General features: G+C 60.8%; 29 protein-coding genes. 17 read left to right on the forward strand and 12 right to left on the reverse strand.

Translation table 11 applies throughout. From position 1 onward, the window contains the following. Positions 1 to 125 precede the first annotated feature (125 nt). The 3 genes from rph to ACIGEK_RS04540 are packed head-to-tail and all read left to right on the forward strand — an operon-like array spanning position 126 to position 2010. Positions 126 to 848 carry a ribonuclease PH gene (rph, locus tag ACIGEK_RS04530; RefSeq protein ID WP_397492148.1) on the forward strand — a complete coding sequence of 241 codons (723 nt, stop codon included), beginning with the start codon at positions 126 to 128 and terminating at the stop codon, positions 846 to 848. Between the two features lie 40 nt (positions 849 to 888). Next, complete coding sequence (locus ACIGEK_RS04535) at positions 889 to 1260, forward strand: DUF4870 domain-containing protein (RefSeq protein WP_397492149.1); 372 nt, start codon at positions 889 to 891, stop codon at positions 1258 to 1260. A 54-nt stretch (positions 1261 to 1314) separates the two neighbouring features. Then, a complete protein-coding gene (locus ACIGEK_RS04540) occupies positions 1315 to 2010 on the forward strand; it encodes a hypothetical protein (RefSeq protein ID WP_397492150.1) in 696 nt (231 codons plus the stop codon). Positions 2011 to 2058: 48 nt separating this feature from the next. Here ACIGEK_RS04540 and ACIGEK_RS04545 read toward each other — a convergent pair whose 3' ends face one another. After that, on the reverse strand, positions 2059 to 2838 hold the full coding sequence (locus tag ACIGEK_RS04545; protein ID WP_397492151.1) for an exodeoxyribonuclease III: 780 nt from the start codon (positions 2836 to 2838) through the stop codon (positions 2059 to 2061). A gap of 93 nt (positions 2839 to 2931) precedes the next feature. Here ACIGEK_RS04545 and pyrE point away from each other — a divergent pair, with 93 nt between their 5' ends. Both pyrE and ACIGEK_RS04555 read left to right on the forward strand, forming a co-directional pair. Further along, positions 2932 to 3573 carry an orotate phosphoribosyltransferase gene (gene pyrE, locus ACIGEK_RS04550; protein WP_397492152.1) on the forward strand — a complete coding sequence of 214 codons (642 nt, stop codon included), beginning with the start codon at positions 2932 to 2934 and terminating at the stop codon, positions 3571 to 3573. A gap of 23 nt (positions 3574 to 3596) precedes the next feature. After that, complete coding sequence (locus tag ACIGEK_RS04555) at positions 3597 to 4190, forward strand: DUF4124 domain-containing protein (protein ID WP_397492153.1); 594 nt, start codon at positions 3597 to 3599, stop codon at positions 4188 to 4190. A gap of 1 nt (position 4191) precedes the next feature. Here the strand turns inward: ACIGEK_RS04555 and ACIGEK_RS04560 are convergent, their stop codons facing one another. From ACIGEK_RS04560 to coaBC, 5 genes are all read right to left on the reverse strand, one after another. Further along, positions 4192 to 4638, reverse strand: a complete 447-nt coding sequence (locus ACIGEK_RS04560; RefSeq protein ID WP_397492154.1) for an acyl-CoA thioesterase — start codon at positions 4636 to 4638, stop codon at positions 4192 to 4194. A 130-nt stretch (positions 4639 to 4768) separates the two neighbouring features. Beyond that, positions 4769 to 5674 carry an acetylglutamate kinase gene (gene argB, locus ACIGEK_RS04565; RefSeq protein WP_304865924.1) on the reverse strand — a complete coding sequence of 302 codons (906 nt, stop codon included), beginning with the start codon at positions 5672 to 5674 and terminating at the stop codon, positions 4769 to 4771. 31 nt (positions 5675 to 5705) lie between these two features. Beyond that, on the reverse strand, positions 5706 to 8306 hold the full coding sequence (locus tag ACIGEK_RS04570) for a phosphomannomutase/phosphoglucomutase (protein WP_397492155.1): 2601 nt from the start codon (positions 8304 to 8306) through the stop codon (positions 5706 to 5708). Between the two features lie 44 nt (positions 8307 to 8350). Further along, positions 8351 to 8806, reverse strand: coding sequence for a dUTP diphosphatase (dut, locus tag ACIGEK_RS04575; RefSeq protein ID WP_397492156.1), 456 nt, complete (start codon positions 8804 to 8806; stop codon positions 8351 to 8353). 28 nt (positions 8807 to 8834) lie between these two features. Then, complete coding sequence (gene coaBC, locus ACIGEK_RS04580; RefSeq protein ID WP_397492157.1) at positions 8835 to 10043, reverse strand: bifunctional phosphopantothenoylcysteine decarboxylase/phosphopantothenate--cysteine ligase CoaBC; 1209 nt, start codon at positions 10041 to 10043, stop codon at positions 8835 to 8837. 191 nt (positions 10044 to 10234) lie between these two features. On the opposite strand from coaBC, the gene radC reads away from it, so the two are divergent. Next, positions 10235 to 10909 carry a DNA repair protein RadC gene (gene radC, locus ACIGEK_RS04585; protein WP_397492158.1) on the forward strand — a complete coding sequence of 225 codons (675 nt, stop codon included), beginning with the start codon at positions 10235 to 10237 and terminating at the stop codon, positions 10907 to 10909. Here the strand turns inward: radC and ACIGEK_RS04590 are convergent. Continuing rightward, the gene (locus ACIGEK_RS04590; protein ID WP_397492159.1) at positions 10906 to 12495 is read right to left on the reverse strand and encodes an ABC transporter substrate-binding protein; all 1590 of its coding nucleotides are present in this window, start codon (positions 12493 to 12495) and stop codon (positions 10906 to 10908) included. The two genes, radC and ACIGEK_RS04590, sit on opposite strands and share 4 nt — an antisense overlap. 345 nt (positions 12496 to 12840) lie before the next feature. Here ACIGEK_RS04590 and rpmB point away from each other — a divergent pair, with 345 nt between their 5' ends. Both rpmB and rpmG read left to right on the forward strand, forming a co-directional pair. Next, positions 12841 to 13077, forward strand: coding sequence for a 50S ribosomal protein L28 (gene rpmB, locus ACIGEK_RS04595; protein WP_090240685.1), 237 nt, complete (start codon positions 12841 to 12843; stop codon positions 13075 to 13077). 10 nt (positions 13078 to 13087) lie between these two features. Beyond that, entirely contained in the window at positions 13088 to 13243 is a 156-nt protein-coding gene (rpmG, locus tag ACIGEK_RS04600) for a 50S ribosomal protein L33 (protein WP_007894709.1), read from the forward strand. Positions 13244 to 13450: 207 nt separating this feature from the next. On the opposite strand, the gene ACIGEK_RS04605 is transcribed toward rpmG, so the two are convergent. After that, entirely contained in the window at positions 13451 to 13816 is a 366-nt protein-coding gene (locus ACIGEK_RS04605) for a cupin domain-containing protein (protein WP_397492160.1), read from the reverse strand. A gap of 250 nt (positions 13817 to 14066) precedes the next feature. On the opposite strand from ACIGEK_RS04605, the gene ACIGEK_RS04610 reads away from it, so the two are divergent. Both ACIGEK_RS04610 and ACIGEK_RS04615 read left to right on the forward strand, forming a co-directional pair. Beyond that, on the forward strand, positions 14067 to 15560 hold the full coding sequence (locus ACIGEK_RS04610) for an aldehyde dehydrogenase (protein ID WP_160013734.1): 1494 nt from the start codon (positions 14067 to 14069) through the stop codon (positions 15558 to 15560). Between the two features lie 151 nt (positions 15561 to 15711). Next, positions 15712 to 16860 (forward strand): MFS transporter, encoded by a 1149-nt coding sequence (locus ACIGEK_RS04615; RefSeq protein ID WP_397492161.1) that lies wholly within the window; start codon positions 15712 to 15714, stop codon positions 16858 to 16860. On the opposite strand, the gene ACIGEK_RS04620 is transcribed toward ACIGEK_RS04615, so the two are convergent. After that, positions 16850 to 18310, reverse strand: a complete 1461-nt coding sequence (locus tag ACIGEK_RS04620; protein ID WP_397492162.1) for a PLP-dependent aminotransferase family protein — start codon at positions 18308 to 18310, stop codon at positions 16850 to 16852. The genes ACIGEK_RS04615 and ACIGEK_RS04620 overlap by 11 nt on opposite strands. Positions 18311 to 18491: 181 nt before the next feature. On the opposite strand from ACIGEK_RS04620, the gene ACIGEK_RS04625 reads away from it, so the two are divergent. After that, a complete protein-coding gene (locus ACIGEK_RS04625) occupies positions 18492 to 18737 on the forward strand; it encodes a DUF1127 domain-containing protein (protein ID WP_397493081.1) in 246 nt (81 codons plus the stop codon). A gap of 43 nt (positions 18738 to 18780) precedes the next feature. On the opposite strand, the gene ACIGEK_RS04630 is transcribed toward ACIGEK_RS04625, so the two are convergent. After that, on the reverse strand, positions 18781 to 20094 hold the full coding sequence (locus ACIGEK_RS04630; protein WP_397492163.1) for an NAD(P)/FAD-dependent oxidoreductase: 1314 nt from the start codon (positions 20092 to 20094) through the stop codon (positions 18781 to 18783). Between the two features lie 174 nt (positions 20095 to 20268). Between ACIGEK_RS04630 and ACIGEK_RS04635 the strand changes: the two genes are divergently transcribed. Further along, positions 20269 to 20622: a YkgJ family cysteine cluster protein gene (locus tag ACIGEK_RS04635; protein WP_397492164.1), complete on the forward strand. Its 354-nt coding sequence runs from the start codon at positions 20269 to 20271 to the stop codon at positions 20620 to 20622. Position 20623: 1 nt separating this feature from the next. On the opposite strand, the gene ACIGEK_RS04640 is transcribed toward ACIGEK_RS04635, so the two are convergent. Further along, positions 20624 to 21112 (reverse strand): Lrp/AsnC ligand binding domain-containing protein, encoded by a 489-nt coding sequence (locus ACIGEK_RS04640; protein WP_136663590.1) that lies wholly within the window; start codon positions 21110 to 21112, stop codon positions 20624 to 20626. A 155-nt stretch (positions 21113 to 21267) separates the two neighbouring features. On the opposite strand from ACIGEK_RS04640, the gene dadA reads away from it, so the two are divergent. From dadA to ACIGEK_RS04665, 5 genes are all read left to right on the forward strand, one after another. Next, complete coding sequence (gene dadA / locus ACIGEK_RS04645; protein WP_397492165.1) at positions 21268 to 22566, forward strand: D-amino acid dehydrogenase; 1299 nt, start codon at positions 21268 to 21270, stop codon at positions 22564 to 22566. Beyond that, positions 22541 to 22891 (forward strand): RidA family protein, encoded by a 351-nt coding sequence (locus ACIGEK_RS04650; protein WP_090250506.1) that lies wholly within the window; start codon positions 22541 to 22543, stop codon positions 22889 to 22891. The genes dadA and ACIGEK_RS04650 overlap by 26 nt, the downstream gene beginning before the upstream one ends. An 88-nt stretch (positions 22892 to 22979) precedes the next feature. Continuing rightward, positions 22980 to 24053: an alanine racemase gene (gene alr, locus ACIGEK_RS04655; protein WP_397492166.1), complete on the forward strand. Its 1074-nt coding sequence runs from the start codon at positions 22980 to 22982 to the stop codon at positions 24051 to 24053. Positions 24054 to 24155: 102 nt separating this feature from the next. Next, positions 24156 to 24704 carry a cupin domain-containing protein gene (locus ACIGEK_RS04660; protein WP_397492167.1) on the forward strand — a complete coding sequence of 183 codons (549 nt, stop codon included), beginning with the start codon at positions 24156 to 24158 and terminating at the stop codon, positions 24702 to 24704. Between the two features lie 110 nt (positions 24705 to 24814). After that, positions 24815 to 25237, forward strand: a complete 423-nt coding sequence (locus tag ACIGEK_RS04665) for a c-type cytochrome (protein ID WP_397492168.1) — start codon at positions 24815 to 24817, stop codon at positions 25235 to 25237. A gap of 95 nt (positions 25238 to 25332) precedes the next feature. Here ACIGEK_RS04665 and ACIGEK_RS04670 read toward each other — a convergent pair whose 3' ends face one another. Further along, positions 25333 to 25905, reverse strand: coding sequence for a xanthine phosphoribosyltransferase (locus ACIGEK_RS04670; protein ID WP_397492169.1), 573 nt, complete (start codon positions 25903 to 25905; stop codon positions 25333 to 25335). Positions 25906 to 25976 lie beyond the last annotated feature (71 nt).

Below are 25976 nucleotides of genomic sequence, written 5' to 3' on the forward strand. Positions count from 1 at the left end.
AAGTCGGAACTAAAGGCGCAGGATTGTAGCGCAGTGCGTCGGCCGCTCCCAATTCGGCACACCCGCTACGGACTTACGGCCCTATAATGCCGAGCAGATTTTTTATTCAGAGCAGGAATTCCTAGATGAAACGTCCTAGTGGCCGCGCCGCCGATCAGTTGCGCTCGATTCGCATCACCCGCAACTACACCAAGCATGCCGAGGGTTCGGTACTGGTGGAGTTTGGCGATACCAAAGTGATTTGCACGGTCAGTGTCGAGTCGGGCGTACCGCGTTTCCTCAAAGGCCAGGGCCAGGGTTGGTTGACTGCCGAGTACGGCATGCTGCCACGCGCCACTGGCGACCGTAACCAGCGTGAAGCCAGCCGTGGCAAGCAGGGTGGTCGTACCCTGGAAATCCAGCGCCTGATCGGCCGTTCGCTGCGCGCCGCGCTGGATATGTCGAAGTTGGGTGAGAACACCCTGTACGTCGACTGCGACGTGATCCAGGCTGACGGCGGCACCCGCACTGCGTCCATCACCGGTGCCATGGTGGCGGTAATTGATGCGCTGAAAGTGATCAAGAAGCGTGGCGGCCTGAAAGGCGGAGACCCGCTCAAGCAGATGATTGCAGCCGTGTCAGTTGGCATGTACCAGGGTGAGCCGGTACTGGACCTGGATTATCTGGAAGATTCCGCCGCGGAAACCGACCTCAATGTGGTGATGACCAGCACTGGCGGCTTTATTGAGGTGCAGGGCACCGCCGAAGGCGCGCCGTTCCAGCCAGCTGATCTGAATGCCATGTTGGCGTTGGCACAGAAAGGCATTACTGAACTGTTCGAGCTGCAACAAGCGGCTCTGGCTGACTGATTGAGCCGCACTACAAGCCCATCACGCAAGGAGATGCACCATGAGCGACGAGTCCCAAGCGCCACAACCGGTTCCCGGTCCTGAAGCCCGTCAGTGGGCAATGTTCTGCCACTTCGCGGCCTTTCTCGGGCTGGTGTTTCCCTTTGGTAATTTGCTTGGGCCGTTGATCGTCTGGCAGATCAAGAAGGATCTGGATCCGTTCGTCGATGCTCAAGGCAAGGAAGCGCTGAACTTTCAGATCAGCGTGGCCCTGGCTGCACTGTTGTGCTTCCTGCTGATGGTGGTGGTGGTTGGCTTCCCGCTGCTGGTGCTGGTCAGCATCGCGGCGCTGGTGCTGACCATCATTGCCGGGATCAAGGCCAATGAAGGCCAGGTGTATCGTTATCCGTTCTGCTGGCGGCTGGTGAAGTAATTTTTAGAAGTGAGAGGGCGTTGACCCTCTCTTGTGAGCAGGGATGACGTGGTAATGAACGCAAGGATTATGTTGTTGGCACTGCTTTGTCTGGGTTTGGCAGGCTGTGGTGAGGCGCCGGAGGCGCTGGCTGCCATCAGTGAGCGGGCGCAGGTACAGGCACTCAAGACTGAGGCGGAGCAGCTTCACGACGAAGGGCAGACAGAGCAGGCCATCGCCAAGTTCGAGGCGGTGGTAAAGAGCCCCGCCGTCAGTCCTGCGCAGAAGGCCGACGCCTTGCGTTATATCTCGCTGGGCTATTACGAGTTGGGGGATTACCCACGTTCGGGCGACTATGCCGCGAAGGCCGCAGCTCTCTATCCCGAGGGTAGCTACAACTATTTGGTGAACATGGCGGACGCCGATCTTATGCAGGATAGGGTCCCTGACGCCGTGGCCAAGCTTGAACGGGCCTTCGCGCTTGAGTCACGCCAGTTGGCAGTGAATAACGTGCTGGGCCTGGTTTATCTGGGAGACAACGGCGCCGAGTACGCGGATTACGACAAGGCGCTGCCCTATAACAAGACCGCCTTCGAGATTGCACCGGGGCGGATCACCGAGATCGTGCTGGCGCGCAACTACCTGATGCTCGAGGACTACGCGCTGGCCGGGCAGCACCTGAGCGATCTCAGTCGGCGTTATGCGGATGATGCATACGTGCACAGCCTATTGGCTCAAGCGCAGGCTGGAGTCGACGCAGCAGGTGAGTGAAGCGCTGAAATAGAGGCATGAAAGCCGGTTGATGCCGGCTTGTCATGTTCAGACGCTGAGCATCCAGTCGTAATCAACAATCAGCGGAGCGTGCTGCGAAAAACGTGGCTGGCGTGGTAGGCGCGCGCTGCGGATGCTGCGGCGCATGCCGGGGGTCAGCAGCTGATAGTCGAAGCGATAGCCGAGGTTGAGCAGTTCAGCCTGCTCGCTGTCCGGCCACCAGCTGAACTGGTCGCCTTCACGGCTGACTTCGCGCAGCGCATCGACATAGCCCATGGTGCCAATCACTTCATCCAGCCAGGCGCGCTCCGGGGCTAGGAACCCCGGTGATTGCTGGCAATCACGCCAGTTCTTCACGTCGAGTTTCTGGTGCGCCACGTAGAACGAGCCGCAATAGATGTACTCGCGGCGCTTGCGGCGCTGCTTGTCCAAATAATGGGTGAAATCGTCCATAAACTTGAATTTCTGATTCAAGCTTTCATCACCGCTCTGCCCCGAAGGCATGAGCATGGTGGCAATACTTACTTTGTCGAAATCGGCCTGCAGGTAGCGCCCATAGCGATCGGCCATTTCAAAGCCGAGGCCGCTGATTACCGCCTTGGGTTGCAACCGCGAATACAGTGCCACGCCACCTTGGCTGGGCACTTCTGCATCGCAGGCATAGAGGAAATAGCCATCCAGTTGGAAGGCTTGGTCGTCCAGTTCAAAGGCGGAGGCGCGGGTGTCCTGCAGGCAGATGACGTCGGCATTCTGTGCTTGCAGCCAACTGAGCAAACCGCGCTCGACTGCAGCATGAATACCATTCACGTTCACACTGATGATCCGCATAAATGGCCCCCAAAATCACGTGCGTGTATGATACCCGAGCTGACCTCTATTAGCTAAATTACCTAGTGAATCCGTGCTGTCCGGGGCTTTTTCATGCAAGCGTATCAACGTGACTTCATCCGTTTTGCCATTGAGCGTGGTGTTCTGCGCTTTGGTCAGTTCACTCTTAAGTCCGGGCGTATCAGTCCTTATTTCTTCAACGCAGGGCTGTTTGACAGTGGTTTGGCCCTGGCGCAGCTCGGGCGTTTTTACGCGGCGGCTGTGGTAGACAGCGGCATCGACTTCGACGTGCTGTTTGGCCCGGCTTACAAGGGTATTCCGCTGGCTGCAACCACTGCGGTGGCGCTGGCCGAGCACCATCAGCGCGATATGCCCTGGTGTTTCAACCGAAAGGAAGCCAAGGATCACGGCGAAGGTGGCACTCTGGTAGGCGCCGCGCTGGCAGGTCGCGTGTTGATCATCGATGACGTGATCACCGCTGGAACGGCGATTCGTGAGGTGATGCAGATCATCCAGGCACAGGGTGCTAAGGCGGCTGGCGTGCTGATTGCGCTGAACCGTCAGGAGCGCGGCAAGGGTGAGCTTTCGGCGATTCAAGAAGTTGAGCGTGACTACGGCATGCCGGTGGTGAGCATTGTGTCACTCGAACAGGTACTGGAATATCTGGCAGAGGATGCTGAACTCAAGCAGTATCTGCCTGCGGTACAAGCCTACCGAGCTGAATACGGAATCTAACCTGCCGAATAAGGTGCTGCGTTGTGCATAAATCTGTCCTAACCCGCTGTTCGCTGTTGCTTGGCCTACTGTTGCCGGTTGTGGCAGGTGCAACCGAGCTGTACCGCTATGTCGATGACAAGGGCACCACCGTGCTCAGCCGTCAGGGCGTGCCGCCGGAGCACATCAGCAAGGGTTATGAAGTACTCAATGATCAGGGCCGAGTGGTCAAAGTTATCCCGCCGGCCCCCAGTGCTGAAGAGATGAAGCACATCTTGGCTGAGCGCGCGCGCGCCAGCTCTGATGCTCAGTTATTACGTCTATACAGCACTCCGGATGACGTCGAGCGCGCACGTGAGCGTAAGCTCGCCGAACTCGACGGTCTGATTGGCGTGGCGCGCGGTAACTTGCAGTCGGTGCGCACGCAGCAGTCTAATCTGCAGAGTCAGGCTGCCGATCATGAGCGTGCTGGGCGTGCGGTGCCGGCGCATCTGCTGGCGCAGATCGATAACCAGAAAGCCGAACAGGCGCGTCTCAAAGGCGACATCTTGCGTTATCAGGCCGCGCGTAAAGAGGCGGACAGCAGTTTCAATGCTGATCTTGCTCGGCTCAAAGAGCTGCTGGGCCGCAACCAGTAGGCTATTGCTGCGGCGCGCAGCGCTCAAAGGCCAGAACTTTTTCTCTTAACCACGCCGGTAGCGGGCTGCTGCTTCGGCTTGCATTGTCTGTGTGCACGTAAATCACTTCGCCAGCGGTCAGCGCTTGTTCGCTGCACCAGATGCCCATGGCAAAACTCAGGCTGGAGCGGCCCAGGCGGGCGACGCGAATACCGATCTGCAGTTGATCGTCGAAGCGCGCGGGTGCCAGGTACTCCAGCACGGCCTTGATCGCGAAGAAGTCGCCGCCGTCGCGGCTCAGGTCGTCCGGGTAGCGGATGCCCAGGGCGCGGAAGTATTCGGTGATGGCGACATCGGCGTAGGTCAGGTAGTGACCGTTGAACACGATGCTTTGCGGGTCGACCTCGGCCCATCGCACACGAAGGGTGTGGAAGAAGCTGAAGGCGTCGCGGGAAGGTGGGTTACTCAAAGAAAACACCTCGATCTGCAGGGCTGAGCCACTGAGCTTCGGGGTTGCGAGAGCCTGCTGCAAGCCGCAGAGCAGGCGAATCAGGCGGGCGAATCAGCCAGGATCAGCAGGCTGATTCGACAGGCAGCACTCAGTGGCGCTTGCGGTTGCAGATCAGCGTACCCACGCCACTATCGGTAAAAATCTCAAGTAGCACGGCGTTTGGTACGCGGCCGTCGATGATGTGCGCGCTGGTTACGCCGCCTTGCACCGCTTCCAGGGCGCAACGGATTTTCGGCAGCATGCCGCCGTAGATGGTGCCGTCGGCAATCAGGCTGTCGACCTGTTCGGTAGTCAGGCCGGTGAGCACCTGGCCCTGCTTATCCATCAGGCCGGCAATATTGGTCAGCAGCATCAGCTTCTCGGCCTTGAGTGCTTCGGCGACCTTCCCAGCGACCAGGTCAGCGTTGATGTTGTACGACTCGCCGTCCGGGCCGACGCCAATCGGTGCAATCACCGGAATGAAGTCGCCCTTGACCAGCATATTCAGCAGGTCGATGTTGACCCCGGTGACTTCGCCGACATGGCCGATATCGATGATTTCCGGCTGGGTCATCTCCGGCGTTTGGCGGCTGACCTGGAGCTTCTTGGCGCGGATCAGCTGAGCGTCTTTGCCGGTCAGGCCGATCGCGCTGCCGCCGTGCTGGTTGATCAGGTTGACGATGCTCTTGTTGACCTGGCCGCCGAGAACCATTTCCACCACGTCCATAGTGGCGGTGTCGGTGACGCGCATGCCGTCGACAAAGTGGCTTTCGATGGACAGGCGCTTGAGCAGATCACCGATTTGCGGGCCGCCGCCGTGGACGACAACCGGGTTGATGCCGACCGCTTTCATCAGCACGATGTCGCGGGCGAAGCCTTGCTTGAGCTCTTCACTTTCCATGGCGTTGCCGCCGTATTTGATTACCAGCGTCTTGCCGACGAAACGGCGGATATACGGCAGCGCTTCGGACAGTACCTTGGCGACGTTGGTGGCGGCATCACGTTCGAGGGTCATGCAGGGCTCCAGTAGACAATTCGCTAATCAATCAGAACGGCAGGTCGAGGTCGGGTACCGCGCTGTAGAGTTGGGCGCGGAATACTTCCTTGATCCGTTCAAGTTCTTCTTCGGTTTCCGCCTCGAAGCGCAGTACCAGCACCGGCGTGGTGTTGGAGGCGCGCACCAGGCCCCAGCCTCTGGGGTAGTCGACACGTACGCCATCGAGGTTGGTGATATTGCCTTCACCCCAAACACCGTCGCGTTGCAGGCGTTCGATGATGCTGAACTTGCTCTTTTCGGTGACCTGAATATTGATTTCCGGGGTGGAGATATCGTTGGGGAACGCGCTGAACACGTGCTCGGCGTCGCGGCGATCCTGGCTGAGGATTTCCAGCAGGCGGGCGGCGGCGTAGATGCCGTCGTCGAAGCCGAACCAGCGCTCCTTGAAGAAGATATGTCCGCTCATTTCGCCGGCCAGCAGTGCGCCGGTTTCCTTCATTTTTTTCTTGATCAGCGAGTGGCCGGTTTTCCACATCACCGGGCGGCCGCCGTAACCGCTGATCAGCGGCGTCAGGCGGCGTGTGCATTTGACATCGAAAATGATGTCGGCACCGGGGTTACGTGACACCACGTCTTTGGCGAACAGCATCAGCAAACGGTCCGGATAGACAACGGTGCCGGTATTGGTCACCACGCCGACGCGGTCGCCGTCGCCATCGAAGGCCAGGCCGATATCGGCTTTCTCACTTTTCACTTTGGCGATCAGGTCCACCAAGTTTTCCGGCTTGCCGGGGTCCGGGTGGTGGTTGGGGAAGTTGCCGTCAACTTCGCAGTACAGCGGAATCACCGAGCAGCCCAACGCTTCGATCAGCTGCGGGGCGATCACCCCGGCCACGCCGTTGCCGCAATCGACCACCACGCGCATGGGCTTGGCCATGGCGATGTCGTCGCGAATTTGCTTGAAGTAGCGCTCCAGCACATCAACCTGTTCGACCGTACCGACGCCGCTGGCCAGGTCGTTGTTGTCGATGCGTTCTTTCAGAGCCTGAATCTGCTCGTTGGCCAGGGTGTCGCCGGCAATGACGATCTTGAATCCATTGTAATCGCGTGGGTTATGGCTGCCGGTGAGCATCACTGCCGATTTACCGGTAAGGATATGCCCGGCGTAATACACCACAGGCGTCGGCACCATGCCGACATCGCTGACGTTACAGCCGCAATCGAGCAAGCCTTGGATCAGCTGTTGCGCCAGCTCTGGGCCGGACAGGCGGCCATCACGGCCGACGGCGATGTTCGGTTCGCCCTGGGCCAGGCTCTGCGAGCCGATGGCGCGGCCGATCCAGTAGGCGGTTTCGGCGTTCAGGGTGCGGCCGACCACGCCGCGAATGTCGTAGGCGCGAAAGATATCGGCCGGCAGCTTCGGCGCTTTCGCCTGCATGGGAGCTGGCGCCGGCTCATCGAGGCCGAGCAGGTCCTGATCTTCGTCGAGAATATCGATGTCGAGGATGTCGGTGTCCTGAAACAGTGGATCGACCATGGCGCTGGCAGGCGTCTGCATGGCGGCGGCTCCTGGATTGGCTGCACCAGGATTGGCAGTCGGGGTGGCGGCCTGTTCAGTGGCGCGGCGCGGCATGCGCGCGAGATTTTGCGCGAGTATATCCAGGGCTGGCAGGCTCAGGCTGAACGCCTTGACGGCTTTGCCGGAGGACAGCTCCTTGAGCATCTGCCCAAGCTGCAGCACATCGGCGCGTAGGTTGCGCTGCAGGCTACTCTGTAGCAGATAGAGGCCGACAATGGCCCCAGCCAGGGCCAGCAGCCCGGCGATTGCCAGCAGCAGCGGCGAGAATACCGGGTTGGTCAGTGACGGGCCGGGGGTAAAGCTGACTGTCCAGTTGGGGTTGCCGGTGCTAAATGATTGCACGGTGCCTTGCGCATTACCGCGCTGGGCGAGTACCTGGGCAGTGGTGTTGTTGAACTGCTGGATCAGTTGAATTTGGCCGATTTCTGCCGGCATCACCGGCAGGCTGGCGAGCAGGCGCTCAAGATCCACGGCCAGCAACAGCGTGCCATGCAGCGGTTCACCTTCGCTCAGGCGCAAGGGCGCGGCGCTGTAGACCAGCCAGCGCTGGCCGACCTTGTAGGCCTCCGGGGCGGGCGTCTGGCCGTTTTCTGCGCGGCGGAGCATGTCCAGCGCGGCGAAGTTCATCGGTGCGCTGCGGCCCATGTCCTGCACAGCCTGGCCGCGGGCATTGAGGTGAGCGTCGACCACCCCACTCCAGTAAGTGAGGTTGCGTTCCGCAGCGCGGATCTGATTGATGTCCTGGCTTTGCAGGGCTTGTAGCAGTTGCGGGTTGCGCGCGGCTGCTTGGGTGTCAGCGCTCAGTTGCTGCAGGGCTTTTTGCAGCACGGTCGCTTGACCACCGCCCCAGGCCTGGCTGAGTTGCTGCAGCTGCTGCTGGTAGGCACTGTTGAGCGGACCGAACCAGAGCAGCGCACCGGCCAGGATGATGCCGACTAACGCCGCCAGCACACCGGGTAAAAGGGCGTTGGGGCTGTTCTTGGCCGCTTTGGCATCGGCGGGGGCGCTGGTCAGTTGGGCGCTGGCGGTTACCCCGTCAGCGTCCTTGGCCGTGCGCTTGAAGAGTTTCATGCAGCGTCTCCTCGGCAATTCATCCTGGAATTAGATTAAGGCAATCAATGGCTACCGGAGTGGCCGAAGCCGCCTGCGCCGCGCTGGCTCTCATCAAACTGTTCAACCAGCTCGAAATGCGCCTGCACCACCGGTACCAGGATCAGTTGGGCGATACGTTCGCCGATGGCGATGGTGAAGGCGCTCTGCCCACGGTTCCAGCAGGACACCATCAATTCGCCCTGGTAGTCCGAGTCGATCAGACCGACGAGGTTCCCCAGGACGATGCCATGTTTGTGACCCAGGCCCGAGCGCGGCAGGATCATCGCAGCCAAACCGGGGTCACCGATGTAGATCGACAGGCCGGTAGGGATCAGTACGGTTTGCCCGGGTTCCAGCACCAGCTCCTGCTTGAGCATGGCGCGCAGGTCGAGGCCGGCGGAGCCTGGAGTAGCGTAGTGCGGCAGGGGAAATTCATTGCCTAGGCGCGGGTCGAGGATCTTGGCTTGTAAGGCGTGCATATCAGGCTCTGTAGTCGGTGAGTGGGCGTCAGTTGTGCACCATACGCTCGGCAATAAAGCTCACCAGGCGGCGGGCAATCTTGCTTTTGCTGGTCTGGGCGAAGCTGCTCTGCTGAAGCTCACGGTCGATGATGGTGATGGCGTTTTCTTCGCTATTGAAGCCGATGCTGGGGTTGGCTACGTCATTGGCGACGATCAGATCGAGGTTCTTGTCACGCAGCTTTCGCGAGGCGTACTCCAGCAGATTCTCGGTTTCGGCGGCAAAACCGACGCTGAACGGCCGGTCGCTGCGCCCTGCCAGGGTGGCGAGAATATCCGGGTTACGCACCATTTGCAGGAGCAAACCGTCGCCGCTGGTGGGGTCTTTTTTCAATTTGTGCTGGGCGACCACTTCCGGGCGGTAATCGGCGACGGCAGCGGCGGCGATCAGCAGGTCGCAGGGCATCGCGGCTTCGCAGGCGGCGAGCATGTCACGGGCGCTGGTGACATTGATGCGGGTGACGCGCTCGGGTGTCGGCAGGTGCACTGGGCCGCTGATCAGGGTGACCTTGGCGCCAGCTTCGGCAGCCGCTTCGGCGAGGGCAAAGCCCATCTTGCCCGAGCTGTGGTTGGTGATATAGCGCACCGGGTCGATATTTTCCTGGGTCGGGCCGGCGGTGATCAGCACGTGCTTGCCGGTCAGTGCCTGCTGCTGGAAGCAGTCGGCGGCGCACTGCACCAGCTGTTCAGCTTCGAGCATACGGCCCAGGCCAACATCGCCGCAGGCCTGGCTGCCGGCTGCGGGGCCAAACAGGTGCAGGCCTCGCTGGGTCAGAAGCTGGGCATTGGCCTGGGTCGCTGGATCGCGCCACATGGCTTGGTTCATTGCTGGGGCCAGGGCGACAGGGGCATCGGTGGCCAGTACCAAGGTGGTGAGCAGGTCATCGGCAACGCCTTGGGCCAGGCGCGCCATCAGGTCGGCGGTGGCCGGGGCAATCAGTACCAGATCGGCCCAGCGCGCCAGCTCGATATGGCCCATGGCGGCTTCGGCCTCGGGGTCGAGCAGATCGAGGTGTACCGGATGCCCGGACAGGGCCTGTAGGGTCAGCGGGGTGATGAATTCGCGACCGCCTTTGGTCATGACCACACGCACATCGGCGTCCTGGTCCTTGAGGCGGCGAATCAGCTCTGCACTTTTATACGCGGCAATACCGCCGCCCACGCCAACAATGATGCGTTTCCGATACAGCCGCTGCATAGGCCTGCCTTTTATAAAGATGGATATACACCGCGACGCTGACACCTCCCCAGGCCAGGCGCCGCGCAAAAGTTGGGCTACGATAGCACAGAGCCTGCAGCGGAGTAGCGCTGCCAAGCGCTTGCCAGGCTTGGCTTTGCGGCACTCGGGCGCGGCGCTTTGCCGCGCCCGGCAACACACAAGGAGGTGTGATGAGTATTCGTGATTGGCCCGCGGCAGAGCGCCCACGGGAAAAGCTCCTGGCGCAGGGCGCTGGCACCCTGACCGATGCGGAATTACTGGCGATTTTCTTGCGTACAGGCGTGGCCGGGCAGAGTGCGGTGGATCTGGCGCGTCATCTGCTAGGCGACTTCGGTAGTTTGCGGGCCCTGCTGCAGGCGGATTTGCCGTCGTTCAGCCAGCGCCTGGGCCTGGGGCCGGCCAAGTTTGCCCAATTGCAGGCCGTGCTGGAGATGGCGCGCCGGCATCTGGCCGAGCAATTGCGCCGCGACTCAGCGCTGGAAAGTCCGCAGGCCGTGCGTGATTACCTGAAAGCGCTGCTACGGCATGAGCCGCATGAGGTGTTTGGCTGTTTGTTTTTGGATGCGAAGCACCGCGTGTTGGCCTTTGAGGCGCTGTTTCATGGCTCCATCGACAGCGCCAGCGTTTATCCCCGGCAGGTGGTCAAGCGAGCGCTTGCACATAACGCGGCGGCGCTGATTTTGACCCATAACCATCCGTCCGGTGTTGCCGAGCCCAGTCAGGCGGATCGGGTGCTGACCCGTCGCCTGAAAGAGGCGCTGGAGCTGGTGGATGTGCGCGTACTCGACCACTTTATCGTCGGCGAAGGGAAACCGCTTTCGATGGCCGAGTACGGCTGGCTTTAGGGCTTCAGGCGCACCTTGGAGAAATCCTGGCGCCCGAACGGACTGACTTGATAGCCATCGACCTGCTTGCGCGTCAGCGCGTAGGCGGTCGGGTGGGCCAGCGGTAGCCACAGCGCCTGCTGCTGGATGATCTGCTGCGCTTCTTTATATATCCGGCTGCGCTGAGCCTGGTCACTGGTGCTTTTGCCATCGGCGATCAGCTTGTCCAGTTGCGGGTCGCAATAACGGGCGAAGTTCAGCCCGGATTCGAGTGAAGCGCAGGCAAATTGCGGGGTGAGGAAGTTGTCCGGATCGCCGTTGTCGCCGGCCCAGCCCATAAATAGCAGATCATGCTCGCCGGCTTTGGCGCGGCGAATCAGTTCGCCCCATTCGATCACGCGAATTTCCGCCTTGATGCCGACTTTGCCCAAGTCCGCTTGCAGCAACTGTGCACCCAGGCTTGGGTTTGGGTTGAGCACGCTGCCGGTGGGGCGGGTCCAGATGGTGGTGCTGAAGCCATCGGCCAGGCCGGCGGATTTGAGCAGTTCGCGGGCTTTCTCAGGGTTGTACGGGTAGCCGGGCAGTTCGCTGGCGTAACTCCAGGTGTTGGGCGGGTAGGGGCCATTAGCGGCTTCAGCACTGTTCTCGAACACCGCCTTGAGGTAGCTGGCCTTGTCGAAAGCCAGGTTGATCGCCTGGCGCACGGCGGACTGGTCCAGTGGTGGGTGCTGGCTGTTAATGCCGACGAAGGCGGTCATAAAGGCGGCGGTATGCGCGCTCTGTAGATTGCTATCACCACTGATGGACTGCACATCCTGCGGTTTCGGCGACAGGGCGATATGGCACTCGCCGCGGCGCAGCTTCTGCAGGCGCACGTTGGCGTCGGGGGTGATGGCGAACACCAGATTGTCCACCGCAGGTTTGCCAGCGAAGTAGCTCGGGTTGGCGCTGTAACGAACGCTGGCATCCTTCTGGAAGCGGTTGAAGACAAACGGTCCAGTGCCGATTGGCTGGCTGTTGAGCGTTTCCGGCGTGCCGGCTGCCAGCAATTGCGCGGCGTACTCGGCGGAATAAATTGAGGCGAAGCCCATGCTTAGTGTGGCGAGAAAGGTCGCATCCGGGCGGGTAAGGGTGAAGCGCAGGCTCTGCTCGCCGGTCTTGTCGATGCTCTTAATCAGGCTCGGCAGCTGCATCGATTGCGCATGCGGGTAACCACTGGGCGCCACCTTGTGCCATGGATGTGCCGGGTCGAGCATGCGCTGAAAGCTGAATAGCACGTCATCGGCATTTAGCGGGCGGCTGGGAGTGAAATAGTCGGTTTGATGAAACTGCACGTCCGGACGCAGGGTGAAGCTGTAGCTCAGGCCATCCGGGCTGACCTCCCAGGCCAGCGCCAGACTCGGCTGCAACGTGCCGCTGACAGCATCGAAATCCACCAGGCGGTTCATCAATACGTCAGCCGAGGCGTTGGTGGTGGTCAGCGAGTTGTACTGCACCACGTCGAAACCATCCGGGCTGGCTTCTGTACAGACGCTGAGCGTGTTGCCCTGAGCCAGGGCGGGAGCCAGTAGCGGGGCGAGCAGCAGCGGTAGGGTGGCAAGACGCATGGCAAACTCCTGACAAGGTGGGCGGGCGGACGAGGGGCTTACCCTAGGCCATTATCCGGCGGCGGGGCAATCAGTCTTGGCGACGAGCGGTCGATCTGCGCTGTTGCCGCCACCGGCTGGCCTGGGCGCCGGAATTGCGAGTTGGTCTTTGCCGGGTAAAGTACGGTTAACCTTGTTGCGCTTTGGGCTTTCTGGTATAAAGCAGCGCTCTTTTGTAGGGGCCCGGTTCTTGCGCTTTCAGGTACGGCCGGTAAGACCCTCGAGATACGCGGCGCTAAGCGCCAAGATTGAATATTAGCGGCCAACCCATGCCGGGTTGGGCATGTGGTTTTAGAGGGCTGAGGCATGTCGAGAGTCTGTCAAGTTACCGGTAAGGGTCCGGTAACCGGGAATAACATTTCCCACGCAAACAACAAAACCCGTCGTCGTTTCCTGCCGAACCTGCAGCATCACCGCTTCTGGGTCGAGTCTGAGAACCGTTTCGTGCGTCTGCGCGTTTCTGCCAAAGGCATGCGTTGCATCGACAAGCGTGGTATTGACGTCGTTCTGTCCGAGCTGCGCGCTCGCGGCGAAAAGGTTTAAGGAGAAAGTCATGCGTGAATTGATCCGTTTGATCTCGAGTGCCGGTACTGGTCACTTCTACACTACCGACAAAAACAAGCGCACCACTCCGGACAAAATCGAAATTAAAAAATTCGATCCGGTTGTGCGTAAGCACGTGATCTACAAGGAAGGCAAGATCAAGTAATTGATCTGGCTCCTTGCCGAAAAAGCCCGCTTTTATAGCGGGCTTTTTCTTGCCCGGAATTTGGCCTCATTAAAATCAGCAGGCTAAAAATGGCCGTGCGCCATTTTGGGCATTGCCTGGCAGCGGTGCGCCGGTTGGCCGCTGGGATGGCAGGCAATAAAAAGCCCGCACATGGCGGGCTAAAGGGTGACGCATGAAGCTGATGAATCAGTTTGCGGCTTGCTCGAAGATCACATAGACCTTGCGGCAAGGCTCCAGCACTTCCCAGGTGCCAGAGAAGCCGGCCGGAATGACGAAGCGATCGCCGGCGCGCAGGGTCTTGGTGTTGCCGTCCTTGTCGCGCAGTACCGAGACGCCTTGCAGGATCTCGCAGTACTCGTGTTCGGTGTAGTTGATGGTCCAGTGGCCGATGTCGCCTTCCCAGATGCCCGTATTGAACTGACCGCACGGGCTGCCGTAGTGGTTGCGCACGCTTTGCTCGGGGTCGCCCTTGAGCACTTTCTCTGCTGCTGGACGGTAATGTTCGGGCGTAGTGGTGGCGGTGGCGAAGTCGACGATCTTTTCGATGTTCATAAGCATGTCCGGTAGGGATTGAGCGCCTGTTAAGGCCAGGCTTGTTGTCGGTGGAGTAGCGATTTCGGCAGTCTATGTTTAATAAAGCACACATAACAAGGCGGCTTTGCCAGTTTTTGTAAAAAATATTGGAAGTGTGCAGGCCTCTGGTTTAGTGTTGCCGGCAGGATTGGGTTGTGAGATCCATACAGAATAATTGACAGCGCGTGCGGCCATCTGCGGCGCTTTACTAGCGATAGAGGATGTAGCAATGACTAGCCTGACTCGTGCCGACTGGGAGCAGCGCGCCAATAACCTGAAGATCGAAGGCCGTGCCTTTGTTCATGGCGAGTACCGCGCCGCTGTTTCTGGGGCCACCTTTGAGTGCATCAGCCCGGTTGACGGTCGCCTGCTCGGCCTGGTGGCCAGCTGTGATCTGGCCGATGCCGAGCTGGCTGTGGCGGATGCCCGTGCCACCTTCGAGTCCGGCGTGTGGTCGCGTATGGCCCCAGCGCAGCGCAAGCGCGTGATGATCCGTTTTGCCGACCTGATGGATGAGCATGCTGAAGAGCTGGCGCTTCTGGAAACCCTGGATATGGGTAAGCCGATCAGCGACTCCCTGGGCGTTGATGTGCCGGGTGCCTCCCGTGCGATTCGCTGGAGCGGCGAAGCGGTCGACAAGATCTATGACGAAGTGGCTGCCACCCCGCACGATGAGCTGGGCCTGGTGACCCGTGAGCCGGTTGGCGTGGTTGCCGCCATCGTGCCGTGGAACTTCCCGATGATCATGACCTGCTGGAAGCTCGGGCCGGCGTTGTCTACGGGTAACTCGGTGATCGTCAAACCGTCCGAGAAGTCGCCGCTGACTGCGTTACGTCTGGCGCAGCTGGCACTTGAAGCGGGCATTCCGGCTGGCGTGCTCAACGTGCTGCCAGGCTACGGTCACACCGTTGGTAAGGCGCTGGCGCTGCACATGGATGTCGACACCCTGGTGTTCACCGGATCGACCAAGATTGCCAAGCAGCTGATGATCTACGCCGGCGAATCCAACATGAAACGCGTCTGGCTGGAAGCGGGCGGTAAGAGCGCGAATATCGTCTTCGCCGATGCGCCAGACCTCAAGGCCGCGGCCGAGGCTGCTGCTGCCGCGATCTGCTTCAACCAGGGCGAGATGTGCACCGCGGGTTCGCGTCTGCTGGTGGAGCGCTCGATCAAAGATCAATTCATGCCAATGGTGCTGGAAGCCATGCAGGACTGGAAAGCCGGCCACTCCCTTGACCCGGATACCAAGGTCGGTGCACTGGTCGATGCCGGTCACCTGAATGCCGTGCTCGGCTACATCGACGCCGGCCACAAGGATCAGGCCAAGCTGCTTTGCGGCGGCAAGCGCACCCTGGAAGAGACGGGCGGCCAGTATGTTGAGCCGACCATCTTCGATGACGCGCACAACGCCATGCGCATCGCTCAGGAAGAAATCTTCGGCCCAGTGTTAACCGTCATTCCGTTCGACAGCACCGAGGAAGCCATTCAGATCGCCAACGACAGCATCTACGGTCTGGCGGCTGCCATCTGGACCAGTAACTTGTCCAAGGCGCACCTGGCTGCCAAAGCCCTGCGCGTCGGTAGCATGTGGGTCAACCAATACGACGGCGGCGATATGACGGCGCCATTTGGTGGCTTCAAGCAGTCGGGCAATGGCCGCGACAAGTCGCTGCATGCCTTCGACAAGTACACCGAGATCAAGGCTACCTGGATCAAGCTGTAACGCTGCATAACGGGCGGCTGCTGCTGCCTCAAGGTCCGCCCTCCGGGGCCGGCTCGAAGAGGGCCACACCTGCGGCCGGGTTCCTATGGAGCCCGGCCGTTTTGCATCTGTGCAGCGGGTGCCGCGCGGGCCAGGGAATGGAGTGAGAAGAATGAACTGGATGACCTATTTCGCCGTCAGTGCGGCGGTGGTGATCGTGGGGCTGGCGCTGGGTGTAACGCTGCCGCTGGTGTCGTTTCGTCTTGAGTCATGGGGCTATGGTCCCTTTGCTATTGGTGTGATGGCCGGTATGCCGGCCATTGGCGTGCTGCTCGGCGCGCGCCTGACCGGGCACCTAGCCGGCTGGTTCGGTACGCCGCAGACCCTGCGCCTGTGCCTGTTGGCCAGTGCGGCGTCAGTCGCGTTGCTCAGCGTGATGCCGAGCTATCCGCTGTGGTTGGTGCTGCGCCTGCTGATCGGGATTTCCCTGACCGTGGTGTTTGTACTCGGTGAAAGCTGGATCAATCAGCTGGTCGAGGACCGTCTGCGCGGTCGTCTGGTGGCGCTGTATGGCACCGGCTTTGCGCTCAGTCAGCTGTGCGGGCCGTTGCTGCTGACCTTGTTGGGTACGGAAAGTGACCACGGCTTCTGGTTCTCCGCTGCGCTGCTGGTGGGCGGTAGCCTGCTGCTGTTGGGCCGCGATGGCGCGCCCAAGGTCAATGCGCAGAGCGCGTCCGGGCGCGGCATCCTCGCGTTCTGCCGCACATCGCCGGCGATTGCCTGGGCAGTGGTGCTGTTTGCCGCGTTCGAGGCCATGGTACTGACCCTGCTGCCGGTGTATCTGGTGCGCGAAGGTTTTGCCCAGCAGTTGGCGTTGATCATGGTCAGTGCGGTAGTGGTCGGCGATGCCGCGTTGCAGCTGCCAATTGGCTGGATGGCCGACCGCGTACCACGGCAAACGCTGTTCCGCTGCTGTGGAGTGGTATTGCTGCTGTCGAGCCTGAGCATTCCGTCATTGCTGCATACGCCGCTGATCTGGGTGGTACTGGTGTTGTTCGGCGCCAGCGCGGGCGGCCTGTATACCCTGTCGCTGATTCTGGTCGGCCAGCGTTATCGCGACGATGCGCTGGTGCGCGCCAACTCGCATATCGCCTTGCTCTGGGGTGCAGGTTGTCTGCTCGGGCCACTGTCGACCGGTGCCGCCAGTCAGTGGGTCAGCGGTCACGCGCTGCCAATACTGATGGCGATTGGCGCGGCGGTGTTTGTCTGGCTGGCGTTTCAGCGCGGTGCATTCAGTGAGGTAGCGGTCGTCAAGGCATGACCGCTACTTCTTCGCTGTTGTACAGGAGTTGCTGCTCGGCCAGCAATGCGGCCACGCACTCACCGACCTGGCGAATCGCCTGTTCAAGCTCCGGCGTGGGTTTGCCGGCGTAGTTGATGCGCAGGCAATTGCGGTATTTGCCGGCGGCGGAAAAGATGCTGCCGGGGGCGATCTGGATGGCATGTTGCAGCAGTTCGCGGTTCAGGCGCTGGCTGTCGAAGCCTACCGGCAGTTCAAGCCACAGCATAAAACTGCCCTGCGGTCGGCTGACCCGCGTGCCCGCAGGGAAGTAGCGGCTGATCCAGTCGATCATCAGGTCGCGTCCACGCTGATACTGCGCGCGCATGCGCCGCAGATGCGGCTCGTAATGGCCAGCTTCCAGGTATTCGGTGATGGCCAGCTGCGGCAGCTGGGCAGTACTGCCGGTGCCCATGTACTTCATGTGCAGTACGCGGTCCAGGTAGCGTCCCGGGGCAATCCAGCCGATACGCAGCCCGGGCGCCAGGGTCTTGGAGAAGGAGCTGCAGAGCAGCACGCGGCCATCCTCGTCGTAGGATTTGATCGTGCGTGGGCGTGGGTAGCTGTAGGCCAGATCGCCGTATACGTCATCCTCGATGATCGCCACGTCATAGCGCTGCGCCAGGGCCAGCAGGGCGCGCTTGTTGGCGTCGGGCATGATGTAGCCCTGCGGGTTGTTGCAGGTCGGGGTCAGCTGAATGGCCTTGATCGGCCATTGCTCCAGGGCCAGCTCAAGGGCTTCCAGGCTAATTCCGGTGATCGGGTCGGTGGGCAGCTCCAGGGCTTTCATGCCGAAGCCCTTGAGCGCCTGCATCACGCCGTGAAAGCTCGGTGAATCCACCGCAACGATATCGCCTGGCTCGCACACTGCACGAATCGCCGCCGACAGCGCCTCGTGGCAGCCGGTGGTGACGATGATTTCCTGGGGCGACAGGCTGCAACCGGAGTCGAGCATCAGCCGCGAGATTTGTTCCCGCATGCCCAGGTGGCCGTAAATGCAGCCGTAGGTCAGGCTGCTGGCATCCTGGCGGCGGCTCAGACGCGACAGTGAGCGCAGTAGCGGTTTCAGCGTCGGGCTGTCGATATCTGGTCGGCCGCGACCAAGTTGCAACAGGCCTTCTTGGCCCGGCGGTCGGCTGATCAGCTCCAGCACCTGGTCCCATTGCGAGACGTCCACGGGGCGCTGGGCCATGCGGCTGACCATGGGCAGCGCCGGCTGGTGGCGTGCCTGGGGCACAAAGTAGCCGGACTTGGGCTTGGGCGTTGCCAGGCCCTGATCTTCCAGATGGCGGTAGGCCTGCTGCACCGTACTCAAGCTGACGCCATGTTCCAGGCTCAGCGCGCGCACAGAGGGCAGGCGGTCACCGGGGCGATACAGACCCTGTTCGATACGGGTGCCGAGCAGCTCGGCCAGATTGATATAGAGCGTCATAACAGTTGCCTCGCAATTGCTCTGTGTAGTGCGCAAGCCAATACAGATAGGCGATAAATCCACCATTCAGAGCCTGTTCTCTGAAATCTGTATGGATTTAAAAGTACATTTTTGCATCTGTCATGCTTTTTCCGCGTCCCGCATCATGATCTCCCATAAGGCTTACGGGCAGGAGCAGGCGATGAACGGATTGAGTGATGTCAGGCTGACAATGAAATCAGGCGAGTTGCAGCAGGAGGCCGCAGGCGGGCATCTGTATGCTCAGGCGGGTGCGGCTAAGCCAACTGTGCGCCGCTGGAACGCATTCTGGTTGCGCCTGACGACTCGCCGGGCACTGCTGAGGTTGACCGACGAACAGCTCAAGGATGTTGGCCTTGGCCGCGAGCAGGCCCGGCGCGAGGCGTTTCTGCCGTTCTGGAAGTTGTGAGGAGAGTGCGCAGCAGGCCTTGGCGACCTGCTGCGTGGGGTGATCAGACCAGCTCTTTCATCCGATGCCAGAGCATGCCCAGCGCAAGCAGGGGCGAGCGCAGGTGTTTGCCACCAGGGAAGGTCATGTGCGGCACCTTGGCGAACAGGTCGAAACCGCTGCTGGCCTGGCCGGCGATGGCCTCGCCGAGCAGCTTGCCGGCCAGATGCGTGGCATTCACCCCGTGGCCCGAATAGGCTTGGGCGTAATACACGTTGGGCTGTTCTTTGAGGCGGCCGATCTGCGGCAGGCGGTTGGCGCCGATGCCGATCATGCCACCCCATTGGTAGTCGATCTTTACATCGCTCAGGTGCGGGAAGACTTCCAACATTTTCGGCCGCATATAACCGGCGATGTCTGCCGGATCGCGACCAGAATAGTGGCAGGCACCACCGAACAGCAAACGACGATCGGCAGATAGGCGGTAGTAATCCAGTGCCACTCGCTGATCGCACAGGGCCATATTCTGCGGAATGATGGCTTTTGCTTCGGCTTCGGACAGTGGCTCGGTGGCGATCACATAGCTACCGGCGGGCAGCACCTTGCCGCCCAGGTTGTTGTTCAGGCCATTCAAGTAGGCGTTGCAGCCGAGCACCAGAGTGGCTGCGCGCACCACGCCCTGAGCGGTGTGCACCTTGACCTCACTGCCGTAATCGATACGCGTCACCGCCGAGTTCTCGAACAACTGCACACCCAGGCTCTGCGCCGCAGCGGCTTCGCCAAGGGCCAGATTAAGCGGGTGCAGGTGGCCGGAGCCCATGTCGATCATGCCGCCGACGTAGCGGTTGGAGCCGACTACTTCATGCATCTGCTCCGGTTGTAGCAGGCGCATTTCATGGCGGTAACCCAGTTGTTTGAGTTCGGCCATGTCCTCGGCGAAGTCGGCGAGGTGGCTGGGTTTGTTGGCCAGGTCGCAGTAGCCCCAGGTCAGGTCGCAGTCGATGTTGAACTGCTCGATGCGCTGGCGGACGATTTCCACCGCTTCCAGGCCCATCAGTTTCAGCTCGCGCACGCCCTGCGCGCCAATCACCGATTCAAACTGCTCAACGCCATGGCCGACGCCGCGTATCAGCTGTCCGCCGTTACGCCCGCTAGCCCCCCAGCCGATCTTATGCGCCTCCAGCAGGACCACCGAGAGGCCTTTCTGCGCCAGTTCAATGGCCGTGTTGAGGCCGGAGAAACCGCCGCCGACGATGCACACATCCGCACGCAACTCACCGCCCAGGGCGGGGTAGTCGAGTTGGCGATTGGCGCTGGCGGCGTAATAGGAGTTGGCGTGCTGGCTGTTATGAGCAGGCTGGTGAACGCGGGCGTTCATGTGTGGAATCCTGATTATTATGTTTGGAAAATTTTACGAAGCATAAGCGTGGGATTTGCCAAACGCCAAGAGGCAATCACGAAATAAGTGGATTTTCGTCGGTTGGACGGGCATCTGCGGCGATTCAGGCCAGCACGCGGTTACTATGCTGGTCTGTGTTTCAGGATCACGCCCATGAGTTGCACCAGCCGCAAGATCGACCAGCTGCGTTTGCAGATCCCCAGTTTCGCCTGCGTGCCCGGCTGTCACGATTGCTGTGGGCCGGTCACGGCTTCATCCGAGGAGATGTCGCGGCTGCCGGTAAAAAGCGATGCCGAGCATGATGCCGCGCTGGCCGAGTACAACTGTGTGCATCTTGGTCCGCAAGGGTGCACGGTGTATGACCAACGTCCGCTGATCTGCCGCCTGTTCGGCACCACGCCGAGCCTGCCGTGCCCGCGTGGCCAGGGGCCGGAGCAGATGATTGAGCCGGCGGTAGAGAAACAGGTGCACAACCTGATTGCGACGACCCGCCAAGTGCTGGTGTGAGCTACTCGGCTATCGGCAGGCTTAAGCTCTCTTTCACTTCTTCCATGACGATATAGCTCTTCGACTCGCGCACGTGCGGCAGCTTGAGCAGGATGTCGCCGAGCAGCTTGCGGTAGCTGGCCATCTCGTTAATCCGCGCTTTCACCAGGTAGTCGAAGTCGCCTGATACCAGGTGGCATTCGAGCACGTGCGGCAGCTTGAGCACCGCGCGGCGGAACTCCTCAAAGGTATCGCCGGACTTGTAGTCCAGGCTGATCTCGACGAACACCAGCAGGCTGGCCTTGAGCTGCTGCGGGTTGAGGCGGGCGTGGTAGCCCATGATGATCCCTTCGCGCTCCAGGCGGCGTACGCGCTCGGTGCAGGGCGTGGTCGACAGACCGACGCGCTCGCCCAGCTCGGTAAAGCTGATGCGCCCATCGTCCTGCAGGATGCGCAGGATGTTGCGATCGATTTTGTCCAGTTCGCGGCGGCTTTGATGCTGGGTGCGCATGGTGGATACCCCTCTACAGAAGGCGATATTGCCAAGAATTGTCGCCAAATATAGCTATTTATATAGTGAAAAGCACTGCTGTTCTCTTCCTATACTGCGCTCAATTGTGATCTCAAGAATTATCCGTCGCGCTGGGTCGCGGCGAGGAGAGCGGCATGCGGGTTCTGGTTCTCGGTAGCGGTGTGATTGGTACAGCCAGTGCGTATTACCTGGCGCGTCAGGGTTTTGAAGTGGTGGTGGTCGACCGGCAAAACGCCCCGGCCATGGAAACCAGCTTCGCCAACGCCGGTCAGGTTTCCCCTGGCTACGCCTCGCCGTGGGCCGCGCCTGGTGTGCCGCTGAAAGCCATCAAGTGGCTGCTGCAAAAGCACGCGCCGCTGGCGATCAAGGCCACCGCCGATATCGACCAATACCTGTGGATGGCACAGATGCTGCGCAACTGCACCGCCAGCCGTTACGCGGTGAACAAGGAGCGCATGGTGCGCCTGTCCGAGTACAGCCGCGACTGCCTCGACGAACTGCGTTTGGAAACCGGCATTGCCTATGAAGGCCGCAGCCTGGGCACCACCCAGCTGTTCCGCACCCAGGCGCAACTGGATAACGCCGCCAAGGACATCGCCGTACTCAAGCAGTCCGGCGTGCCCTATGAGTTGCTCGACCGCGCTGGCATCGCTCGCGTTGAGCCGGCCCTGGCCGCCGTCACCGACAAACTGGCAGGCGCGCTGCGCTTGCCGAATGACCAGACGGGCGATTGCCAGTTGTTCACCACCAAACTGGCCGAGATGGCCAAGGCGCTGGGTGTGGAATTCCGCTTCGGCCAGGACATTCAGCGCATCGACGCCGTGGGTGATCGGGTCAATGGCGTGTGGATCGACGGCAAGCTGGAAACCGCCGACCGCTACGTGCTCGCCCTCGGCAGCTTCAGCCCGCAACTGCTCAAGCCGCTGGGCATCAAGGCGCCGGTGTACCCGCTCAAGGGCTACTCGCTGACCGTGCCAATCACCGATGCAGCGATGGCGCCGGCCTCGACCATCCTTGATGAAACTTACAAGGTGGCGATCACCCGTTTCGACAACCGCATCCGCGTTGGCGGCATGGCGGAAATCGCCGGCTTCGACCTGAGTCTCAACCCGCGTCGTCGCGCCACCCTGGAAATGATCACCGCCGATCTCTACCCGCAAGGCGGCGATTTGAGCCAGGCCGAATTCTGGACCGGCCTGCGTCCGGCCACCCCGGACGGCACGCCGATTGTCGGCGCCACCGGCTTGCGTAATTTGTTCCTCAACACCGGTCACGGCACACTGGGCTGGACCATGGCCTGCGGCTCTGGTCGCCTGCTAGCCGATCTGATGGCGAAAAAGCGCCCGCAGATCAGCGCCGAAGGTCTGGATATTTCCCGTTACAGCCGTTCCCAGGAGACTCATAAGCATGTCAGTACAGCGCCTGCACACTGAAAGTCGTTACAGCGAAATCGTCATCCATAACGGCACGGTCTACCTGGCCGGGCAACTGGCGGACGACTACAGCGGCGACATCGTGCAGCAAACCCGTGAAACCCTGGCCAACACCGACCGCATGCTGGCCGAGGCCGGCAGCGACAAGTCGAAGATTCTCTCCGTGACCATCTACCTGAAGGACATGGACCGCGATTACGCCGGTCTCAATCAGGTCTGGGATGCCTGGGTCGCACCCGGCGCAGCACCTGCGCGGGCATGCGTCGAGGCGAAGATGTACAAGCCCGAGGTGCTGGTGGAAATGATGATTGTGGCTGCGTTGTAACGCGCCTCGTCCCGTTTGCGATAAGTGTTTGCCCGGCCATCACACCGGGCTTTTTTTAATCTGAAAACTGCTGATAGCCGAGAAAGTCATGCGTCCTGCCCGCGCCCTGATCGACCTCAACGCCCTGCGTCACAACTACCAACTGGCCCGTGAAGTCAGCGGCGCGCGCGCCCTGGCGGTAATCAAGGCGGATGCCTACGGTCATGGCGCGGCGCGCTGCGCCCAGGCGTTACAGGAACATGCCGATGGGTTTGCCGTGGCCTGTATCGAGGAGGCGCTGCAGCTACGCGAGGCCGGTATTCGTGGACCGATCCTGTTGCTGGAAGGTTTTTTCGAGGCCGATGAACTGCCGCTGATCGAGCAGCACGAGCTGTGGTGTGTGGTGCATTCGCTGTGGCAGCTCGAAGCGATTGAGCGCAGCGCTATTCGCGGCCCGCTAACGGTCTGGCTGAAGATGGACAGCGGCATGCACCGCGTCGGTTTGCATCCGGCCGATTACCAGGCGGCCTATCAGCGCCTGCTGGCCAGCGGCAAAGTGGCGAAGATTGTGCTGATGAGCCACTTCGCCCGCGCCGATGAACTGGACTGCCCACGTAGCGAGGAGCAGTTGGCAGTATTTCAGCAGGCGCGTCAGGGCATTGTCGCTGAGGTCAGCTTGCGCAACTCGCCGGCTGTATTGGGCTGGCCCAACGTTCCTAGTGACTGGGTGCGTCCCGGCATCATGCTCTACGGCGCCACCCCATTCGAACAGGCGCAGCCCGTAGCGGCGCGGCTGCAGCCGGTGATGACTTTAGAATCGAAGATCATCAGCGTGCGCGAACTGCCGGTCGGCGAGCCGGTGGGCTATGGCGCGCGCTTTGTCAGCGAACGGCCGACCCGCGTCGGTGTGGTCGCCATGGGTTATGCCGACGGTTATCCACGCCATGCGCCAACTGGCACGCCGGTGGCGGTGGACGGCCAGCTGACCCGACTGATCGGCCGTGTGTCGATGGACATGCTCACCGTCGATTTGACCGATCTGCCGCACGCGGGCCTGGGCAGCCGGGTCGAACTTTGGGGCAAACAGGTGCTGGCCAGTGATGTGGCTACCCAGGCAGGCAGCATTCCTTACCAGCTTTTCTGCAACCTGCGGCGGGCGCCACTGCTCTACCTCGGGGACTAACAGGCACGCTGTAGACGAGTTTGAACGCAAGTGTTGTAAATTCCGAACGCTATGCCATGATACGGCGACTTTTCCGTATCTATCCCAAGGGGGACTCCAGCATTGGACGTCGGTGTACGACTGCAATCCATTCGCAAACTCAAAGGCCTTTCCCAGCGTGAACTCGCCAAGCGGGCGGGCGTCACCAACAGCACTATTTCGATGATCGAGAAGAACAGCGTAAGCCCTTCGATCAGCTCGTTGAAAAAGGTGTTGGCGGGTATCCCCATGTCGTTGGTGGAGTTCTTCTCCCTGGATGTGGAGCAGGATAGCCAGGCTCAGGTAGTCTATAAGGCCGCAGAACTTACCGATATCTGCAGCGGGGCCATCACCATGAAGCTGGTGGGCAAGGCGCATCCAAGCCGGGCCATCTCCTTCCTTGATGAAACCTACCCGAGTGGCACCGACACCGGCGACGAGATGTACGCGCACGAAGGTGAAGAGGCTGGCATGCTGGTTGAAGGTAAGCTGGAGCTGACCGTTGGTGAGGAGGTATTTATCCTCGAGCCGGGCGACAGCTACTACTTCGAGAGCAGCAAACCGCACCGTTTCCGTAATCCGTTCGAGCAGCCCGCGCGGCTGATCAGCGCGACTACGCCAGCGAATTTCTAAATAACCCTGCGACAATCTGGGTTGTTTCGGCTCGGACGGCTTGCCGTTATACTGTCGTCCGCTCGCGAAACCGTGGCCGCGAGCGTGACTAGCCACGAAGAGGGTGTACCGTGAACCTGATTAAAAAGCTCCTGGTAGCACCGGCTACCGTATTGGCCCTGTGGGCAGTGACTGCTCAGGCCACGACCGACGATGCCATTGCCGAGCGACTGAAGCCGGTCGGCCAAGTCTGTGTGATGGGTGAAGAATGCAAGGGCGTGGGCGCTGTAGCCGTCAGTGCTGGCGGTGGTGCGCGTACTGCCGATGACATCATTGCCAAGCACTGCGGTGCCTGCCATACCCCGGGTATCCTGGGGGCGCCGAAAATTGGCGACACTGCAGCCTGGAAAGAGCGTGCTGACCACCAGGGCGGCCTCGACGGCATCCTGGCCAAGGCGATTTCCGGCATCAACGCCATGCCGCCGAAAGGCACCTGTGCCGACTGCTCGGATGACGAGTTGCGTGGCGCAATCCAGAAGATGTCAGGCCTGTAATACGCCTGAATCTGCTGTAAAAAAGCCGCCTACTCAGGCGGCTTTTTTGTGCCCGCGAGAAGCTGCGTCGGGCAACTTCTCGCGGTTAGCAGTGCTTAATCGATAAAGCTGACTTTGCCATCCTTGAGCGAGTCGATGCGCGCCAGCGACTCGACCCGGTAGCCCTGTGCATCCAGTTCGGCGCGGCCGCGCTGGAAGGACTTCTCGATCACCACGCCGATGCCGGCGATACTCGCACCGGCCTGGCCGATCAGATCGATCAGAGCGCGTGCGGCATGGCCGTTGGCCAGGAAATCGTCGATCAGCAGCACGTGATCCTTGGCGTTCAGGTGTTTGGACGATATCGCCAGGGTGCTTTCGGTCTGCTTGGTGAAGGAAAACACCTTGGAGATATACAGGTTGTCCGTGAGCGTCAGCGACTGATACTTGCGCGCGAAAATCACTGGCACGCCCAGCTCCAGTCCAGCCATCACCGCCGGGGCAATGCCCGAGGCTTCAATGGTGACGATCTTGGTGATGTTCAGGCCGGCGAAGCGCTGGGCGAATTCGTGGCCGATCTGCTGCATCAGCGCCGGGTCGATCTGGTGATTGAGAAAGGCATCGACCTTGAGTACGTGCTCCGAAAGCACGGTGCCTTCATCGCGAATCTTCTGTTTCAGCGCTTCCACGCGGTTACCCTCGTCGTTCTTTCTGATACCCGGTCTGTGCCGGGATGTAATGGTGCAGCGTAGCGCGGATG

The sequence above is a fragment of the Pseudomonas sp. NPDC079086 genome, from assembly GCF_044542155.1.
Lineage (GTDB): Bacteria > Pseudomonadota > Gammaproteobacteria > Pseudomonadales > Pseudomonadaceae > Aquipseudomonas.

Coding starts and splice junctions, on each gene's coding strand:
- radC (WP_397492158.1), top strand. CDS start 10,235: ATGAGTATTCGTGATTGGCCCGCGGCAGAGCGCCCACGGGAAAAGCTC.
- coaBC (WP_397492157.1), bottom strand. CDS start 10,043: ATGCAGCGGCTGTATCGGAAACGCATCATTGTTGGCGTGGGCGGCGGT.
- ACIGEK_RS04620 (WP_397492162.1), bottom strand. CDS start 18,310: ATGACGCTCTATATCAATCTGGCCGAGCTGCTCGGCACCCGTATCGAA.
- rpmB (WP_090240685.1), top strand. CDS start 12,841: ATGTCGAGAGTCTGTCAAGTTACCGGTAAGGGTCCGGTAACCGGGAAT.
- ACIGEK_RS04540 (WP_397492150.1), top strand. CDS start 1,315: ATGAACGCAAGGATTATGTTGTTGGCACTGCTTTGTCTGGGTTTGGCA.
- pyrE (WP_397492152.1), top strand. CDS start 2,932: ATGCAAGCGTATCAACGTGACTTCATCCGTTTTGCCATTGAGCGTGGT.
- ACIGEK_RS04545 (WP_397492151.1), bottom strand. CDS start 2,838: ATGCGGATCATCAGTGTGAACGTGAATGGTATTCATGCTGCAGTCGAG.
- ACIGEK_RS04590 (WP_397492159.1), bottom strand. CDS start 12,495: ATGCGTCTTGCCACCCTACCGCTGCTGCTCGCCCCGCTACTGGCTCCC.
- ACIGEK_RS04535 (WP_397492149.1), top strand. CDS start 889: ATGAGCGACGAGTCCCAAGCGCCACAACCGGTTCCCGGTCCTGAAGCC.
- dadA (WP_397492165.1), top strand. CDS start 21,268: ATGCGGGTTCTGGTTCTCGGTAGCGGTGTGATTGGTACAGCCAGTGCG.
- rpmG (WP_007894709.1), top strand. CDS start 13,088: ATGCGTGAATTGATCCGTTTGATCTCGAGTGCCGGTACTGGTCACTTC.
- rph (WP_397492148.1), top strand. CDS start 126: ATGAAACGTCCTAGTGGCCGCGCCGCCGATCAGTTGCGCTCGATTCGC.
- ACIGEK_RS04625 (WP_397493081.1), top strand. CDS start 18,492: ATGAACGGATTGAGTGATGTCAGGCTGACAATGAAATCAGGCGAGTTG.
- ACIGEK_RS04610 (WP_160013734.1), top strand. CDS start 14,067: ATGACTAGCCTGACTCGTGCCGACTGGGAGCAGCGCGCCAATAACCTG.
- ACIGEK_RS04630 (WP_397492163.1), bottom strand. CDS start 20,094: ATGAACGCCCGCGTTCACCAGCCTGCTCATAACAGCCAGCACGCCAAC.
- argB (WP_304865924.1), bottom strand. CDS start 5,674: ATGACCCTCGAACGTGATGCCGCCACCAACGTCGCCAAGGTACTGTCC.
- ACIGEK_RS04650 (WP_090250506.1), top strand. CDS start 22,541: ATGTCAGTACAGCGCCTGCACACTGAAAGTCGTTACAGCGAAATCGTC.
- ACIGEK_RS04635 (WP_397492164.1), top strand. CDS start 20,269: ATGAGTTGCACCAGCCGCAAGATCGACCAGCTGCGTTTGCAGATCCCC.
- ACIGEK_RS04605 (WP_397492160.1), bottom strand. CDS start 13,816: ATGAACATCGAAAAGATCGTCGACTTCGCCACCGCCACCACTACGCCC.
- ACIGEK_RS04615 (WP_397492161.1), top strand. CDS start 15,712: ATGAACTGGATGACCTATTTCGCCGTCAGTGCGGCGGTGGTGATCGTG.
- dut (WP_397492156.1), bottom strand. CDS start 8,806: ATGCACGCCTTACAAGCCAAGATCCTCGACCCGCGCCTAGGCAATGAA.
- ACIGEK_RS04640 (WP_136663590.1), bottom strand. CDS start 21,112: ATGCGCACCCAGCATCAAAGCCGCCGCGAACTGGACAAAATCGATCGC.
- ACIGEK_RS04570 (WP_397492155.1), bottom strand. CDS start 8,306: ATGAAACTCTTCAAGCGCACGGCCAAGGACGCTGACGGGGTAACCGCC.
- alr (WP_397492166.1), top strand. CDS start 22,980: ATGCGTCCTGCCCGCGCCCTGATCGACCTCAACGCCCTGCGTCACAAC.